Source organism: Planococcus liqunii, from assembly GCF_030413595.1.
In the GTDB taxonomy this organism is placed as follows: Bacteria; Bacillota; Bacilli; order Bacillales_A; family Planococcaceae; genus Planococcus; species Planococcus liqunii.
Genome location: NZ_CP129238.1, coordinates 1,010,449 through 1,026,096 on the forward strand (window position 1 = coordinate 1,010,449; position 15,648 = coordinate 1,026,096).

The 15,648-nt window shown below is 47.3% G+C and carries 16 protein-coding genes, 1 rRNA gene and 1 riboswitch; of the genes, 16 read left to right on the top strand and 1 reads right to left on the bottom strand.

What is annotated here, in order from left to right:
- Window positions 1–33 precede the first annotated feature (33 nt).
- Window positions 34–149 (top strand): 5S ribosomal RNA (rrf, locus tag QWY22_RS05000).
- A gap of 53 nt (window positions 150–202) precedes the next feature.
- Here rrf and QWY22_RS05005 read toward each other — a convergent pair.
- Window positions 203–760 (bottom strand): isochorismatase family protein, encoded by a 558-nt coding sequence (locus tag QWY22_RS05005; protein ID WP_300983391.1) that lies wholly within the window; start codon window positions 758–760, stop codon window positions 203–205.
- Between the two features lie 221 nt (window positions 761–981).
- On the opposite strand from QWY22_RS05005, the gene QWY22_RS05010 reads away from it, so the two are divergent.
- The 15 genes from QWY22_RS05010 (at window position 982) to QWY22_RS05080 (ending at window position 15,482) form a co-directional block, all read left to right on the top strand.
- A complete protein-coding gene (locus QWY22_RS05010; protein WP_407072355.1) occupies window positions 982–1,503 on the top strand; it encodes a DUF2179 domain-containing protein in 522 nt (173 codons plus the stop codon).
- Window positions 1,500–1,685, top strand: a complete 186-nt coding sequence (locus QWY22_RS05015; protein WP_300983393.1) for an NETI motif-containing protein — start codon at window positions 1,500–1,502, stop codon at window positions 1,683–1,685. Before QWY22_RS05010 ends, QWY22_RS05015 begins: the two co-directional genes overlap by 4 nt.
- An 89-nt stretch (window positions 1,686–1,774) precedes the next feature.
- Window positions 1,775–1,874: riboswitch (purine riboswitch) on the top strand.
- Window positions 1,875–2,014: 140 nt separating this feature from the next.
- Entirely contained in the window at window positions 2,015–2,503 is a 489-nt protein-coding gene (gene purE, locus QWY22_RS05020; protein ID WP_300983394.1) for a 5-(carboxyamino)imidazole ribonucleotide mutase, read from the top strand.
- Complete coding sequence (gene purK / locus QWY22_RS05025) at window positions 2,500–3,624, top strand: 5-(carboxyamino)imidazole ribonucleotide synthase (RefSeq protein ID WP_300983395.1); 1,125 nt, start codon at window positions 2,500–2,502, stop codon at window positions 3,622–3,624. Before purE ends, purK begins: the two co-directional genes overlap by 4 nt.
- A 17-nt stretch (window positions 3,625–3,641) precedes the next feature.
- Window positions 3,642–4,937 (top strand): adenylosuccinate lyase, encoded by a 1,296-nt coding sequence (gene purB, locus QWY22_RS05030; RefSeq protein ID WP_036805999.1) that lies wholly within the window; start codon window positions 3,642–3,644, stop codon window positions 4,935–4,937.
- A gap of 15 nt (window positions 4,938–4,952) precedes the next feature.
- Window positions 4,953–5,669, top strand: a complete 717-nt coding sequence (purC, locus tag QWY22_RS05035; protein ID WP_300983396.1) for a phosphoribosylaminoimidazolesuccinocarboxamide synthase — start codon at window positions 4,953–4,955, stop codon at window positions 5,667–5,669.
- A complete protein-coding gene (gene purS / locus QWY22_RS05040; protein WP_300983397.1) occupies window positions 5,666–5,920 on the top strand; it encodes a phosphoribosylformylglycinamidine synthase subunit PurS in 255 nt (84 codons plus the stop codon). The genes purC and purS overlap by 4 nt, the downstream gene beginning before the upstream one ends.
- Window positions 5,917–6,600, top strand: a complete 684-nt coding sequence (gene purQ, locus QWY22_RS05045) for a phosphoribosylformylglycinamidine synthase subunit PurQ (protein WP_300983398.1) — start codon at window positions 5,917–5,919, stop codon at window positions 6,598–6,600. Before purS ends, purQ begins: the two co-directional genes overlap by 4 nt.
- The gene (gene purL, locus QWY22_RS05050) at window positions 6,584–8,812 is read left to right on the top strand and encodes a phosphoribosylformylglycinamidine synthase subunit PurL (protein ID WP_300983399.1); all 2,229 of its coding nucleotides are present in this window, start codon (window positions 6,584–6,586) and stop codon (window positions 8,810–8,812) included. The genes purQ and purL overlap by 17 nt, the downstream gene beginning before the upstream one ends.
- Entirely contained in the window at window positions 8,788–10,209 is a 1,422-nt protein-coding gene (gene purF / locus QWY22_RS05055; protein ID WP_300983400.1) for an amidophosphoribosyltransferase, read from the top strand. Before purL ends, purF begins: the two co-directional genes overlap by 25 nt.
- A 12-nt stretch (window positions 10,210–10,221) precedes the next feature.
- Window positions 10,222–11,280, top strand: a complete 1,059-nt coding sequence (gene purM, locus QWY22_RS05060; RefSeq protein WP_300983401.1) for a phosphoribosylformylglycinamidine cyclo-ligase — start codon at window positions 10,222–10,224, stop codon at window positions 11,278–11,280.
- Complete coding sequence (gene purN, locus QWY22_RS05065) at window positions 11,273–11,845, top strand: phosphoribosylglycinamide formyltransferase (RefSeq protein WP_300983402.1); 573 nt, start codon at window positions 11,273–11,275, stop codon at window positions 11,843–11,845. Before purM ends, purN begins: the two co-directional genes overlap by 8 nt.
- Before the next feature lie 34 nt (window positions 11,846–11,879).
- The gene (gene purH, locus QWY22_RS05070; protein ID WP_300983403.1) at window positions 11,880–13,415 is read left to right on the top strand and encodes a bifunctional phosphoribosylaminoimidazolecarboxamide formyltransferase/IMP cyclohydrolase; all 1,536 of its coding nucleotides are present in this window, start codon (window positions 11,880–11,882) and stop codon (window positions 13,413–13,415) included.
- A gap of 15 nt (window positions 13,416–13,430) precedes the next feature.
- Entirely contained in the window at window positions 13,431–14,681 is a 1,251-nt protein-coding gene (purD, locus tag QWY22_RS05075; protein WP_300983404.1) for a phosphoribosylamine--glycine ligase, read from the top strand.
- Window positions 14,682–14,891: 210 nt separating this feature from the next.
- Complete coding sequence (locus tag QWY22_RS05080) at window positions 14,892–15,482, top strand: N-acetyltransferase (protein ID WP_300983405.1); 591 nt, start codon at window positions 14,892–14,894, stop codon at window positions 15,480–15,482.
- Window positions 15,483–15,648 lie beyond the last annotated feature (166 nt).

Sequence of the window (15,648 nt, forward strand, 5' to 3'; positions counted from 1 at the left end):
GCATATCCAGTTTTGAGGGCGCAAGCACTCATGTCCAGTGATGATGGCAAAGAGGCCACACCCGTTCCCATCCCGAACACGGAAGTTAAGCTCTTTTGCGCCGATGGTAGTTGGGGGTTTCCCCCTGTGAGAGTAGGACATTGCTGGGCCAAGAAAAAAAGCCGTTGCCGGTATTCCCGGCGGCGGCTTTTTTTTGTGTTTTCTAGCGGTAGTTGTTGTGGGTGGGAACAAAAATATCTTCATTGCTGTTGCGCACTAAGGAGAAATGTTCAATATTGTCATGTCCATGAAGTGCGTGGTTATGATGTGCAATAATTTCTTCTGCCGTCAGTACTTGCGAATCGGTTGTTGAATGTCCATCCTGGACCAGCGTGACATCAAAGTCATTAATGGTAGCAGTTCTAACTGCTGTGTCAATGCAGAATTCCGTCTTGCATCCCATAATGACAATGTGCTCAATATGCTGACTCTGCAGAAAACTCAGCAATGGGGTTTGATAAAAAGCATTGGTGGCTTTTTTATCAAATATTGCGGCAGGGTTAGAAGAGTCAATGTCCGGATGGATTTGAAAACCAGCACCCTGGCCCTCTGCTACATCTAAGTCACGTATGAAGACAATGGGAACGGAATCCGCTTTTGCTTTGCTGATTATATCATTAATTGTCTGGATCAACTGGTGCTTATTCACAACTTCCGGTTCGGACGGGGTTCCGTCAATAAGTGCCTGCTGGGCGTCGATTACGATAAGTGCCTGTTTCATTGGTAACTCCCCTTTACTCAAGAATGGTTTTGCGGATTTCATTAAATAAAATAGTTCGCTGTATATATTGAAAATCCTTTCGATAAAAATGTGTTCCTTCTATATAATGGAAAACTGACATTCTCTGTCTTGCATTCACTGTTCATATCTACTAGTATGAGACATGGAACTTTAGAAGCGAGTAAGAAAGGGTGCAAAAAGTGGATTTTAATCCGTGGTTGATGATTCTTATTATTTTCTCTATTAATGTCGTATATGTTGCGTTTTTGACAATACGTATGATTTTGACGCTGAAAGGCTATCGTTATAGCGCTGCAATGGTAAGTATGGTGGAAACGGTTATTTATATAGTAGGATTAGGACTGGTATTGGATAATTTAGATCAAATTCAAAATTTAATTGCCTATGCAATCGGTTTCGGTACAGGCGTTATTGTTGGATCGAAGATTGAAGAGAAATTGGCTCTCGGCTACATTACGGTAAATGTTATTACCAGTGATGTTGATCAATTGCTTCCGGCAAAACTGCGGGAAAAAGGATATGGAGTTACTGACTGGATTGCCAACGGCATGGAAGGCGGACGTCAGTCGATGCAAATTTTGACGCCTCGTAAAATGGAGCTTCAATTATATGCAACGATTCAAGAACTGGACCCTAAAGCTTTTATCATTGCCTATGAGCCGAAAACGATTCATGGCGGTTTCTGGGTGAAACAAGTACGGAAAGGGAAGTTGTTTAAATGAGCAAAAAAACGGTCTGGTTTGAGGTTGCCGAAAACGAAACCATGGATGCCTGCCTGGAAAGAATGAAACAGGATGGTTATATGGCAGTTGGCCGGAAAGAAGAGCCTTTGTTCGAAGAGGTTGACGGAAAACCGGTTCCAATTCGGCAAATTGTGAAATTTAAAGGAACAAAAATGGAGTAATAACGGTTAAAACCTTATTAAAACCGAACAATGGAATATGCAAATAAGTAATCGTTCGACTTTATAGTTGACGCACTCTTTCTATCTTGTTATGATAATTGAGGATACCCCATATATGCAGAGGAATTGGCTTCTGCGTTTCTACCAAGACACCGGAATGTCTGGACTATGCGGGAAAGCAACTTAATGGATACGTGGCGAAAAATGGGCTTATTTGCGGCATCATTTACTAATTCGTCTTATTAAAAAGTCCTTAAGTAAACTGCTTTTCACGTAATGTGAACAGTTTACTTGAGGGCTTTTATTTGTTTTAAAGGAGAGATTTTGAAATGAATCCACGAATCGGCGTGATAATGGGAAGTTCAAGTGATTGGGAAACGATGAAGCATGCATGTGATGTATTGGATGAACTGGGCATTGCTTATGAAAAGAAAGTAATTTCCGCTCATCGGACTCCCGACTTGATGTTTTCTTATGCAGAAGAAGCGAGAGAAAAGGGATTGCATGTCATCATTGCAGGTGCAGGCGGAGCTGCACATTTGCCCGGAATGGTAGCAGCAAAAACAACTCTCCCGGTCATTGGCGTTCCTGTCCAATCAAAAGCGCTGAACGGGTTGGATTCACTGTTATCCATCGTGCAGATGCCTGGCGGCGTACCTGTTGCAACTGTGGCAATTGGAAAAGCAGGAGCCATTAACGCAGGCCTTCTTGCTGCACAGATCCTTGGAACAACAGATGTACAGGCTGCCGAGGCATTGCAGGATAGAAGAAATCGAACGCACGCAGAAGTCTTAACAAGTACAGGTGATTTAATATGACAAAAATGATTTTGCCCGGACAAACGATTGGCATTATTGGTGGGGGACAGCTCGGCCGCATGATGGCACTGGCGGCTAAAGAGGCAGGTTTTAAAATTGCGGTATTGGATCCAGCAATGGATTCGCCGACCGGCCAAGTGGCCGATGTTCAAATCGTTGCACCTTATAATGATATGCATGCCTTAGAAGAGTTGGCTGAAGCAAGTGATGTCATCACTTATGAATTTGAAAACATAGATGTGGAAGGCTTGGAAAAGCTGACTCAAATCGCTTATGTTCCGCAAGGATCTGAATTGATCCGGATTACACAGGATCGTATTTTTGAGAAGCAGGCCATTTCAGAAGCGGGCGTACCGATTGCGGATTATTTCGCAGCATCTTCTTATCAAGAACTGGAAGAGAAAAGCAGTGAATTATCGTTTCCTTTTGTCGTAAAGACAGCAAGAGGCGGCTATGACGGCAAGGGACAGCAGACGGTGAAATCGAAAGAAGAGCTGCCGTTGGCAAAACCTCTTTTCCAAAACGGCGATTGTGTCGCGGAGGCATTCATTGAATTCACAAAAGAGATCTCGGTTATTATTCAGCGCAATGTGCACGGCGAAATGACGATCCTGCCGATCGGGGAGAATATCCACAGAGACCATATTCTCCACCAAACCATCGTACCGGCACCGGTAAAGGAAGCGACGATCCAACAGGCGAAAGAAGCGGCAGAGAAAATTGCTGGCCATCTGAATATGGTTGGAACTTTGGCAGTGGAAATGTTCGTTCTGGAGAATGGGCGGATCATTGTAAACGAACTTGCACCCCGTCCCCATAATTCAGGGCATTATTCAATAGAAGGAACAAATATTTCCCAGTTTCATCAGCATGTCCGTGCCATTTGCGGGTGGCCGCTAAGAAAACCGAAACTGTGGGCGGATACGGTCATGGTGAACATTCTTGGGGAGCATGTAGCTCCGTTGACCTCGAAAATTTCGCATTACCCGAACTGGTCGGTTCATTTGTACGGCAAAGACGAAGCCAAGCATAAACGCAAAATGGGCCATGTTACAATATTAACGGAAGACCTGAAAAGGACTTTGACAGAAATCGACGAATCCGGCATTTGGCCGGAATAATTGGAGGAACTTGAATTATGATCGCACGTTACACACGGCCTGAAATGGGCGCAATTTGGACAGATGAAAACCGCTACAACGCTTGGCTGGAAGTGGAAATTTTAGCATGTGAAGCATGGGCTGAAATTGGAGACATTCCAAAAGAGGATGTGGCAAAAATCCGCCAGAACGCTTCCTTCTCAGTAGACCGCATTCTGGAAATTGAAGAAGAAACCCGCCACGATGTGGTTGCGTTCACACGGGCCGTATCGGAAACGCTCGGCGAAGAACGCAAATGGGTCCATTACGGCCTGACTTCTACAGATGTGGTGGATACGGCGTTATCGTATTTAATCAAACAAGCGAACGAAATTATCCGCAAAGATCTGAACAACTTCATCGAAGTTTTGGCAAATAAAGCCAAAGAACATAAAATGACGGTCATGATGGGCCGTACACACGGAGTTCACGCAGAGCCGACCACATTCGGTTTGAAACTGGCCTTGTGGCACGAAGAAATGAAACGCAACCTGGAGCGTTTTGAAGCAGCAGCAGCGACGATTGAAACAGGCAAAATGTCCGGCGCTGTCGGAACATACGCAAATATCGACCCGTTCGTTGAAGAATATGTCTGCAAACAGCTGGGACTTGCCGCTTCACCGATTTCAACTCAAACTTTGCAGCGCGACCGCCATGCGCAGTATATGAGCACATTGGCACTTATTGCGACATCGATTGAGAAGTTCGCGACAGAAATCCGCGGCCTGCAAAAATCGGAAACGCGCGAAGTGGAAGAGTTTTTTGCAAAAGGGCAAAAAGGATCATCGGCGATGCCGCATAAGCGCAACCCGATCGGTTCTGAGAACATGACGGGCCTTGCACGCTTGATCCGCGGATACATGGTTACTTCTTATGAAAACGTATCGCTATGGCATGAACGCGACATTTCACATTCATCAGCAGAGCGCGTGATTTTGCCGGATGCCACGATTGCATTGAACTATATGCTGAACCGCTTCTCGAATATCGTGAAAAACTTGACGGTCTTCCCAGAAAACATGAAGCGCAACATGGATTCAACGCTTGGCTTGATTTATTCGCAGCGTGTGCTTCTTGCTTTGATCGACAAAGGCATGGCGCGTGAAGCAGCTTACGACACGGTACAGCCGTGCGCGATGGAGGCGTGGGAAAACCAGACGCATTTCCGCAAAATCGTGGAAGCAAACGACACGATCACTTCTCAATTGTCTAAAGAAGAACTGGACGATTGCTTTGACTATAACCACCACTTGCAGCAAGTGGACATGATTTTCAACCGACTTGGATTAAACTAAACGGGGGCTCTGAACATGGAAAAAGGTCAGCTATTGTACGAAGGCAAAGCAAAACGCTTATATGCAACGGACGAACAAGATATTTTATGGGTGGAATACAAAGACTCTGCAACAGCCTTCAACGGCGAGAAGAAAGCCGAAATCGCCGGCAAAGGCATGCTGAACAATAAAATTACCTCATTGATTTTCGAAAGATTGCAGGGAGCGGGCATTGCTTCCCATTTCGTTAAACAATTGTCTGACCACGAACAGTTAGTACAGCAGGTCGCGATCATTCCGGTTGAAGTAGTGACCCGGAATATCGTGGCCGGCAGTATGGCCAAGCGCCTCGGTTTGGAAGAAGGAACGGTCCTGAAGCGTCCAATCGTTGAATTTTATTACAAAGACGATGCGCTGGGAGACCCAATCATTACAGAAGATCATATAGAAATGCTGGAATTGGCGTCTACGGAAGAAGTTCAGGAATTGCGTGAAAAAGCACTGAAGGTCAATGAAGTGCTGATCGGCTTCTTTAAAGAAGTGGGTGTGGATTTGGTGGACTTTAAGATTGAATTTGGCCGTGACCAAGAAGGACGTGTCTTGCTGGCAGATGAAATTTCGCCGGATACTTGCCGCCTATGGGATGCCAAAACAAAACAGAAACTCGATAAAGATGTATTTCGCCGGGACCTCGGCAATTTAACGGATGCGTACGAACTCATTTTAGCGAAACTGGGAGGACAACATTCATGAAAAAAGTAAAAATCTACGTCACGTTGCGCGAAAGCGTATTGGATCCGCAAGGGTCTGCGGTAATGGGATCTCTTCATAAAATGGATTACGCGGAAGTTGAAGATGTCCGGATCGGCAAATACTTGGAATTGATGATTTCAGACGACGCACACGATGTTGATGCACTTGTAAATGAAATGTGCCAAAAGTTATTGACGAATACGGTGATTGAAGATTACCGTTTCGAAATTGAGGAGGCTGTCTCGCAATGAAATTCGCAGTAATCGTATTTCCTGGATCCAATTGTGACTTGGATATGTACCACGCGGTCAAGGATGAACTTGGTGAAGAAGCAGAGTACGTTTGGCACGATTCAACAGATTTGAGCGGCTACGACGGGATTTTATTGCCAGGCGGCTTTTCGTATGGCGATTACTTGCGCTGCGGCGCGATCGCCCAATCTTCTGCCGTAATGGATGAAGTGAAAAAAGCGGTGGAAGCGGGCAAGCCGGTTCTCGGCATCTGCAACGGTTTTCAGATTCTGACGGAAGCGGGCCTGCTTCCCGGCGTTTTGCTCCGCAACAAGAACTTGAAGTTCATGTGCAAGACAGTTGGCTTGAAAGTTGAAAATGCCAACACGCTGTTTACCAATGAATATTCAGAAGGCCAGGAAATCCAGATTCCGATCGCACACGGCGAAGGGAACTACTATTGCGATGATGAGACTTACGAACAGCTGAAACAAAACAATCAGATCGTCTTTTCTTATGCGGATGACTTTAACGGCAGCCGCAACAACATAGCAGGAATCGTCAATGAACGGGGCAATGTGCTTGGCATGATGCCGCATCCCGAACGCGCAGTGTCCGAATTGATCGGCGGAAGCGACGGCTTGGCATTATTTAAATCAATCGTGAAACAGTGGAGGGAAGCAAATGTCAGTCATGCTTGAGCCAAATACTGAGCAAATCAAAGAGCAGAAAATCTATCAGCAAATGGGATTGTCGGATGCCGAGTTTGAGATGGTGGAAAACATTTTAGGCAGAACACCGAATTACACTGAAACGGGTTTGTTCTCGGTCATGTGGTCCGAGCATTGTTCGTATAAAAACTCCAAACCGGTGTTGGCTAAATTCCCGACAAAAGCACCGCGCGTACTTCAAGGGCCAGGCGAAGGCGCTGGGATTGTCGATATCGGAGACGGCCAGGCTGTGGTCTTTAAAATGGAATCCCATAACCACCCATCAGCGATTGAGCCTTACCAAGGGGCAGCGACAGGGGTCGGGGGCATTATCCGTGACGTTTTCTCAATGGGCGCACGCCCAATCGCGATGTTGAATTCGCTTCGCTTTGGGGAGCTGACAACGCCTCGCGTGAAATACCTATTTGAAGAAGTGGTAGCCGGCATCGCAGGATACGGCAACTGCATCGGCATCCCGACAGTCGGCGGCGAAGTCCAGTTTGACGATTCCTATGATGGCAATCCACTCGTCAATGCAATGTGCGTCGGGTTGATCAATCATAAAGACATTCAAAAAGGGATCGCTTCAGGAGTCGGCAACCCGGTGATGTATGTCGGCGCAAAAACAGGGCGCGACGGCATTCACGGCGCGACATTTGCTTCGGAAGAATTGACGGAATCATCGGGCGATAACCGCCCGGCGGTGCAAGTTGGAGATCCGTTCATGGAGAAATTGCTGCTTGAAGCGTGTTTGGAACTTGTGAAATCCGATGCACTGGTCGGCATCCAGGACATGGGTGCGGCTGGGCTGACTTCATCATCTGCGGAAATGGCTTCAAAAGCCGGTTCCGGCATTGAAATGGATTTGGACCATGTGCCTCAGCGCGAAACGGGCATGACGGCTTATGAAATGATGTTATCTGAATCACAGGAACGTATGCTGATTGTTGTGAAAAAAGGCCGCGAACCTGAAATTGTGGAACTGTTTGAGAAGTACGGATTGGATGCTGTGACAGTTGGTACCGTAACGGACGATTCGACCCTACGTTTATTGCATAAAGGAGAAGTCGTGGCAGAAGTACCGGTTGATGCATTGGCAGAAGATGCACCGGTTTACCACAAACCTTCCAGTGTACCTGCTTATTTTAACAAGTATCAGCAAATGGAAAACGTGGAACCGAAAGTGGAAAACTACGGCGAAACACTGACGGCTTTATTGAAACAGCCGACGATTGCTTCGAAAGAATGGGTTTACGACCAATACGACCATCAGGTACGCACAAGCACAGTTGTGAGCCCAGGATCGGATGCAGCAGTCATCCGCGTGCGCGGCACGAACAAAGGCCTCGCAATGACGACAGACTGCAACTCCCGTTATATCTACTTGGATCCGGAAACCGGCGGGAAAATCGCCGTAGCGGAAGCAGCGCGCAATGTAGTGGTATCCGGTGCAAAACCATTGGCCATTACCGACTGCCTGAACTTCGGAAATCCGGAAAAGCCGGAAATCTTCTGGCAACTGGAAAAAGCGGCAGACGGCATGTCGGAAGCCTGCACGATTCTTGATGCACCCGTAATCGGCGGAAACGTCTCTTTATATAATGAAACAAACGGCACCGCGATTTACCCAACGCCGACGATCGGCTTGGTCGGCTTAGTGGAAGACCTGTCCCACGTGACGACGCAGGATGCAAAAAATGCCGGCGATTTGGTTTACTTGATCGGCGAAAGCTTTACCGAATTCGGCGGCAGTGAACTCCAGAAAATGGTCGAAGGGCGCATTTTCGGCAAAGCGCCTTCCATTGATTTGACGATTGAAGCGAAGCGCCAGGAGCAGATTTTGTCAGCCATCCAGAGTGGTCTAGTATCATCCGCTCATGACGTGGCAGAAGGCGGCGTTGCCGTCGCGCTGGCAGAAAAAGCATTTGGCAACGGAGTGGGAATTGATGTGACACTTTCCGGTGCTGCGACTACGGCTCTATTCAGTGAATCTCAATCCCGTTTTATCCTTACCGTTTCTCCGGAACATGCAGCAGCGTTCGAACAAGCTGTCACGGATGCCAAACGAATTGGCACAGTCACCGACACTCAAGATTTAGTGATAAGAAGTGAAGACGGTACGGTATGGATCAATGATTCAGTCGAAACGCTTCGCTCAGCCTGGAAAGGAGCTATCCCATGCTTGCTGAAATCAGAAGCTTAAATGAAGAATGCGGCATCTTTGGAATTTGGGGCCACGCGAATGCGACTCAGCTTACCTATTACGGATTGCACGCTTTGCAGCACAGAGGCCAGGAAGGCGCAGGGATTGTTTCGACGGATAAAAGTTACTTGAAAGCTTTAAAAGGCGAGGGCATGGTCAGTGAAGTGTTTACGCCGGAGAAAATTGAAGCCATTGCCGGCACTGGTGCTATTGGACACGTCCGGTATGCCACAGCCGGCGGCAGCGGCATTGAAAATGTGCAGCCGCTGCTCTTCAATTCCACAACCGGCAGCCTGGCGATTTCGCATAACGGCAACTTGGTGAATGCCAATAGCTTGAAAAGCCACTTAGAGCGTCAAGGCAGCATTTTCCAGACCACTTCGGACACGGAAGTGCTGGCGCATCTGATTAAGCGTAGCGGCTATGCGACGTTTGAAGAACAGGCAAAAAATGCCTTGTCCCTTTTGAAAGGCGCATTTGCTTGTTTAATCTTAAAAGAAGAAGCGATGTACGTCGCACTAGACCCGAACGGCTTGCGTCCATTGTCTCTCGGCAAACTGGGCGATGCGTGGGTCGTAGCATCTGAAACTTGTGCTTTTGACATCATCGGGGCAGAATTTGTCCGTTCAGTTGAACCAGGTGAATTTTTGGTGATTACAGATGATGGCTTGCGGGCTGAACGCTTTGCTTATCCGCAAGAACGCTCGATCTGCACGATGGAATATGTCTACTTTTCACGTCCCGATTCGGACATTGACGGCATCAATGTACATGCTGCCCGCAAACGCCTTGGCAAACAGCTGGCAAAAGAAATTCAAATTGATGCGGATGTCGTCACGGGTGTTCCCGATTCAAGCATCTCGGCAGCGATCGGCTTTTCAGAAGAAAGCGGAATTCCTTACGAGCTGGGCTTGATCAAAAACCGCTATGTCGGACGGACGTTTATCCAGCCTTCGCAGGACCTTCGCGAGCAGGGTGTCAAAATGAAATTATCGCCGGTGCGCCAAGTTGTAAAAGGCAAGCGCGTCATCATGGTCGATGATTCCATCGTCCGTGGGACGACTTCCCGCCGCATCGTCAATTTACTGAAAGAAGCGGGAGCGACGGAAGTCCATGTGGTCATCAGTTCGCCGCCTATTAAGAGCCCATGTTTTTACGGCATTGATATCTCGACTTCAGGCGAGCTGATTGCAGCGAACAACACGATAGAAGAAATGCGTGAAATCATCGGCGCTGACTCGTTGACGTTTTTATCAGTGGATGGCATGGTGCAAAACATCGGCCGTACAGATCCAGGTTCCAAATGTGGGCATTGTTTAGGCTGTTTTACCGGCGAATATCCGACCCATATTTATTCGGATACGGTATTGCCGCATGAAAAAGAGAAAGTGAAATAAGGGGGAACCGGTGTGTCAAAAGCATATGAAAAGGCAGGCGTGAATATCGAAGCAGGCTACGAAGCGGTAAACCGCATGAAATCGCATGTGGAGCGGACAGCACGCAAAGGCATGCTGGGTGCATTCGGCGGCTTCGGCGGCATGTTTGATTTATCCGAGCTAAACTTGAAAGAACCGGTTCTTGTTTCCGGAACGGACGGAGTCGGAACGAAATTGAAGCTGGCTTTTATGGCAGACCGACATGACACAATCGGCATTGACTGTGTGGCGATGTGCGTCAATGATATCGTAGCACAAGGTGCAGAGCCGCTGTTTTTCCTTGACTATATTGCAGTCGGCAAAGCGGTTCCGGAGAAAATTGAGCAGATTGTCAAAGGCGTAGCGGACGGCTGCGTCCAGGCAGGAGCAGCATTAATCGGCGGTGAAACAGCCGAGATGCCGGGGCTTTATGAAGTGGAAGAATACGATATTGCCGGGTTTGCAGTAGGCGCAGCGGAAAAGTCCCGCATTGTCACCGGCGAAAAAATCCGGCAGGGCGATGTTTTGGTCGGCCTTGCTTCAAGCGGCATCCATTCGAATGGCTATTCGCTTGTCCGCAATATTGTTTTTGACCAGAACCATTTCCAGCTTGACGAGATCATTGAAGGCTTTGAAGACCTTGGCCCGCTCGGCAACGAATTGCTGACGCCGACGAAAATCTATGCAAAAACCGTAGCAGCGATTTCCAAAAACACAGAAGTCCATGGCATGGCGCATGTGACTGGCGGTGGCTTTATCGAAAACTTGCCGCGCATGATGCCGGAAGGCTTGGGAGCTGAAATTGAACTCGGCGCTTGGCCGGTTTTGCGCATTTTTGAAATGCTGAAAGAAAAAGGTTCATTGACAGACCGCGACATGTTTTCAGTATTCAATACAGGGATTGGCTTTGTAATCGCCGTAGCTCCGGAGGACGTCAAACAAGTATTGGCATCGGCTGAAGCAAGCGGTGAACAAGCTTATGTGATTGGCAAAGTGTCTGCTAAAGCCGGTGTGCAATTCAAAGGCGAACAGGATGGAACTCTCGATGAATAATAAACCCAAAATTGCCGTTTTCGCTTCTGGAAACGGCTCTAATTTTCAAGCGATTGCGGATGCAGTCCAGGCTGGCAAGCTGGAAGCCGACTTGGTGCTTGTTGTAACGGACCGCCCGAAAGCTTTTGTGGTGGAACGAGCAAAAAAAGCGGGCATCGCTTCTTTTGCCTTTGTCCCAAAAGAATATGATTCGAAGCAATTGTATGAAGAAATGCTGAAGGAAAAACTGCAAAGCTTAGGCGTAGAATGGGTTGTGCTGGCCGGCTATATGCGGCTGATTGGACCTGTACTCCTGGAAGCATATGAAAACCGGATCATCAACATCCATCCTTCCATTTTGCCTGCTTTTCCGGGAAAAGACGCCATTGGCCAAACGATGGCTTCCGAAGCGGAAAAGGCGGGCGTTACCGTGCATTATGTCGATGCCGGCATGGATACCGGACAGATCATTGCCCAGCAATCCTTTGCTATAGCTAACCGGGATCGGGAAGCGGTCGAGCAAGAAATCCATGCAATTGAACACCGATTGTATCCTGCAACTTTGCAGCGATTATTTAACCAGTAGCACACATCTGCAGTATTTTATAGGAGGACTTAACGTGAGAAAAAGAGCTTTGCTAAGTGTATCGGATAAATCAGGGATTTTGGAGTTTGCGCAAGAACTGGAAAAGATGGACTATGAAATCTTGTCGACAGGCGGCACAAAACGCTTTTTGGAAGAAAACGGCGTTTCGATTACTGCCGTTGATGAAATCACGAAATTCCCCGAAATTCTGGGCGGACGCGTTAAAACCCTGCATCCTTTAGTCCACGGCGGCCTTTTGGCAAAACATGATGATGCCCAGCATCAAAGTGAAATGGCTGAAAACGGCATATCCCCGATTGATATCGTTTGCGTCAACTTATATCCGTTCCGCGAAACCATTTCAAAACCCGATGTAACAGTTGAAGATGCCATCGAAAATATTGATATCGGCGGTCCGACGATGCTTCGTTCTGCAGCCAAAAACCATGCGTATGTCACGGTTATTGTCGATTCTGAAGATTACGCAATTGTGGTCAGTGAATTGCGTGGACAAAGCACTACAACTCCTGAAACCAGACGCCGTTTAGCAGCGAAAGTGTTCCGCCATACCGCAGCTTACGACTCTTATATCTCCAATTATCTCACAGATTTGACCGGTGAAGAATACCCGGATCAATTGACGCTTACATATGAATTGCAGCAGCCGCTCCGCTACGGCGAAAATCCGCATCAAAAAGCGGCATTTTACCGCAGCCCGCTTGGCTCGGACTTTTCGATTGCGAGTGCTGAGCAAGTGCATGGCAAGGAATTGTCTTATAACAATATTCAGGATGCGAATGCAGCACTTCAAATCATCAAGGAATTCAAGATGCCGGCAGCAGTTGCGGTCAAGCATATGAATCCTTGCGGCGTCGGAACGGGTGAAACGATTTCTGCTGCTTTTGCGAAAGCTTATGAAGCGGATTCCACTTCGATTTTCGGCGGCATTGTGGCATTGAACCGCGAAGTCGATGCTGAAACTGCAGAACAATTGGCAGGCATTTTTCTTGAAATCATTATTGCACCGGCATTCTCAGAAGAAGCACTGGAAAAATTGATGCAGAAGAAAAATATTCGTTTATTGACAATTCCATTTGACAGCACTAAAAAAGACAAATGGAATACAGTGACTGTCGAAGGCGGTTTGCTTGTACAAGAGCCCGACACTTATGGCTATGAGGATGCGGAAATCCAAGTGGCGACAGAACGCCAGCCGACTGAGGCAGAGCTAGAAGCTTTGAAACTTGGCTGGAGTGTGGTCAAACACGTCAAATCCAATGCCATTGTCGTTTCTAATTCGGATATGACATTAGGAATTGGTGCGGGTCAGATGAACCGCGTCGGTTCTGCAAAAATCGCTTTGGAACAAGCCGGAGAAAAAGCCATAGGCGCCATCATGGCTTCTGATGCTTTTTTCCCGATGTCCGATACTGTAGAAACAGCTGCCAAAGCCGGTATCAAAGCAATTATCCAGCCTGGCGGGTCGAAAAAAGACCAGGAGTCAATCGATATGGCCAACGCACACGGCATCGCAATGGTCTTCACAGGGGTACGCCATTTCAAACACTAAGCGAGGTGCAGTTGGATGAAAGTAATGGTTATTGGAAGAGGCGGAAGAGAACACGCCATCGCACGCCAATTTTCACGGTCGGCTTCGGTGGAGCAGGTTTATGCAGCTCCGGGCAACGATGGAATGGCGGAGGATGCAGCGGTCACGGCAATCGATGAAATGGATTTTTCGGCATTAGCCGATTTTGCCGAACAGCAAAACATTGATTTCACCTTTGTAGGACCTGAACAGCCCCTGGCTGCAGGCATCGTCGATTTTTTTGAAGAACGTGGACTGCGAATTTTTGGGCCATCGAAAGCAGCCGCCCAAATTGAAGGCAGCAAAGCATTCGCCAAGGAATTGATGAAAAAATACGAGATTCCGACAGCGGCTTACGAGACCTTCACTGAAACGGAACCGGCGATTGACTTTATCCGCAAACACGGAGCGCCGATTGTTATTAAAGCGGATGGCTTAGCAGCAGGTAAAGGGGTTGTCGTAGCTGCATCCGAAGGAGAAGCAATCGCTGCGGTCAAAGACATGCTCGATGGCCAGAAATTCGGCGACTCCGGGTCACGTGTGGTCATAGAAGAATTTCTGGACGGGGAAGAATTTTCATTCATGTCTTTTGTTCAGAACGGCCAGATTTATCCAATGGTGATTGCACAAGACCATAAACGGGCATATGACGGGGACCGTGGACCGAATACAGGCGGCATGGGCGCTTATTCGCCGGTGCCTCAAATCTCCGACAGCGTTGTGAAAGAGACATATGCCAAAATTGTGGTACCGGCTGTTGAAGCGATGGAAGCCGAAGGCACGCCGTTTAACGGCATCCTATATGCCGGCATTATTTTAACTGAGCAAGGACCGAAAGTGATTGAATTTAATGCACGCTTTGGCGATCCAGAAACGCAAGTAGTTCTGCCGCGCATGCAATCCGATTTTGGTGCTTTTATTGATAGCCTGCTGAAAGGAAAGCCGTTCGAACTCGAGTGGAATGACCAGGCGGTATTAGGTGTTGTCTTAGCAGCAGAAGGCTATCCGGAAAGCGTCGAAAAAGGCTTGCTGCTGCCGGATCTTCAGCGGCTGGATGGGGTTGAAATAACACATGCCGGAACGAAGCGGATTGATTCCGGCTACGCTGGAAACGGCGGGCGGGTTTTGTTGGTTGCTGCAGCGGGCGCAAGCATTGCACTGGCTCAGGATAAAGTATACGAGCAGCTGAATAAGCTCCGATGGGATGGTTTTTTTTACCGGTCAGATATCGGATGGCGTGCAAAGTAATTTTTTGTGTGTTATAATAATAAACAGCAAATGGCGTAGATTTCGAAAGAAAATACGCCATTTTTGTTTTTTCCTCTTAAAACACGGGTATACCATTCAGGTTGAGGAACGCGTTTACCCACATCTAACCTCCCTGTACACTCCAGAACAAGTACGCTAACGAAGAATTGAAAGCAAACAAGCTTTCCCACTATGAAAGGGGCAAATTGAATGAATTGGTACGAAAAATTAAATCAGTATTTCCCGGTAGAAGAAATGAAATCAAAAGAGCATATGGAGACCTTGCTGAAAGAAAAAAGCAATGTGTATCATAAAGATGAAGGGCCATACCATGTCTTGATGTACGCTGAATTCGAGAACTTTTCTTTTGTGGATTATTTATTTGTTTCAAAAGAATCGCGCGGCATGGGGCTTGGCAAAAAGACTTTGCAAATGCTGAAAGACAAAAAGAAACCGATTATCCTGGAAGTGGAGCCGGTAAATTACGAAGATACGGATTCTGAAAAACGCCTCCGTTTCTATGCACGCGAAGGATTTGAACATGCGTCATCAATCGGCTACTGCCGCCGCTCACTTGCAACCGGCGAGGAAAACTCAATGGAAATTCTGTATTGGGCTCCGAACGGCGAAAGCGAAGAAGAGATTTTCGAAGCGATGAAGAAAATGTATGAAGACATCCACACTTACAAAGACACTCATTTCTACGGCGAATCGTATGACGGGGTCAATAAAGTTTTGACTTTCGATGAAGGAAGCAAAGAAGACGTCTTGGAACCATTTTCAAACCCGGTTTCGAAATAAGAAAAATCCACGCGCAGGCGTGGATTTTTTGTGTCTGCTTCTTAAAAATGGCTTCTTATATTTGACAGTCTTATCTGTATTTTCAACCTATATTATGCTACGATATTATCTATAAGAGAAGAGAGAGAAGGTGCCGGCACTTGGTAAACCCGTTATGGAGAAACAA

Coding starts and splice junctions, on each gene's coding strand:
- QWY22_RS05005 (WP_300983391.1), bottom strand. CDS start 760: ATGAAACAGGCACTTATCGTAATCGACGCCCAGCAGGCACTTATTGAC.
- QWY22_RS05010 (WP_407072355.1), top strand. CDS start 982: ATGATTCTTATTATTTTCTCTATTAATGTCGTATATGTTGCGTTTTTG.
- QWY22_RS05015 (WP_300983393.1), top strand. CDS start 1,500: ATGAGCAAAAAAACGGTCTGGTTTGAGGTTGCCGAAAACGAAACCATG.
- purE (WP_300983394.1), top strand. CDS start 2,015: ATGAATCCACGAATCGGCGTGATAATGGGAAGTTCAAGTGATTGGGAA.
- purK (WP_300983395.1), top strand. CDS start 2,500: ATGACAAAAATGATTTTGCCCGGACAAACGATTGGCATTATTGGTGGG.
- purB (WP_036805999.1), top strand. CDS start 3,642: ATGATCGCACGTTACACACGGCCTGAAATGGGCGCAATTTGGACAGAT.
- purC (WP_300983396.1), top strand. CDS start 4,953: ATGGAAAAAGGTCAGCTATTGTACGAAGGCAAAGCAAAACGCTTATAT.
- purS (WP_300983397.1), top strand. CDS start 5,666: ATGAAAAAAGTAAAAATCTACGTCACGTTGCGCGAAAGCGTATTGGAT.
- purQ (WP_300983398.1), top strand. CDS start 5,917: ATGAAATTCGCAGTAATCGTATTTCCTGGATCCAATTGTGACTTGGAT.
- purL (WP_300983399.1), top strand. CDS start 6,584: ATGTCAGTCATGCTTGAGCCAAATACTGAGCAAATCAAAGAGCAGAAA.
- purF (WP_300983400.1), top strand. CDS start 8,788: ATGCTTGCTGAAATCAGAAGCTTAAATGAAGAATGCGGCATCTTTGGA.
- purN (WP_300983402.1), top strand. CDS start 11,273: ATGAATAATAAACCCAAAATTGCCGTTTTCGCTTCTGGAAACGGCTCT.
- purD (WP_300983404.1), top strand. CDS start 13,431: ATGAAAGTAATGGTTATTGGAAGAGGCGGAAGAGAACACGCCATCGCA.
- QWY22_RS05080 (WP_300983405.1), top strand. CDS start 14,892: ATGAATTGGTACGAAAAATTAAATCAGTATTTCCCGGTAGAAGAAATG.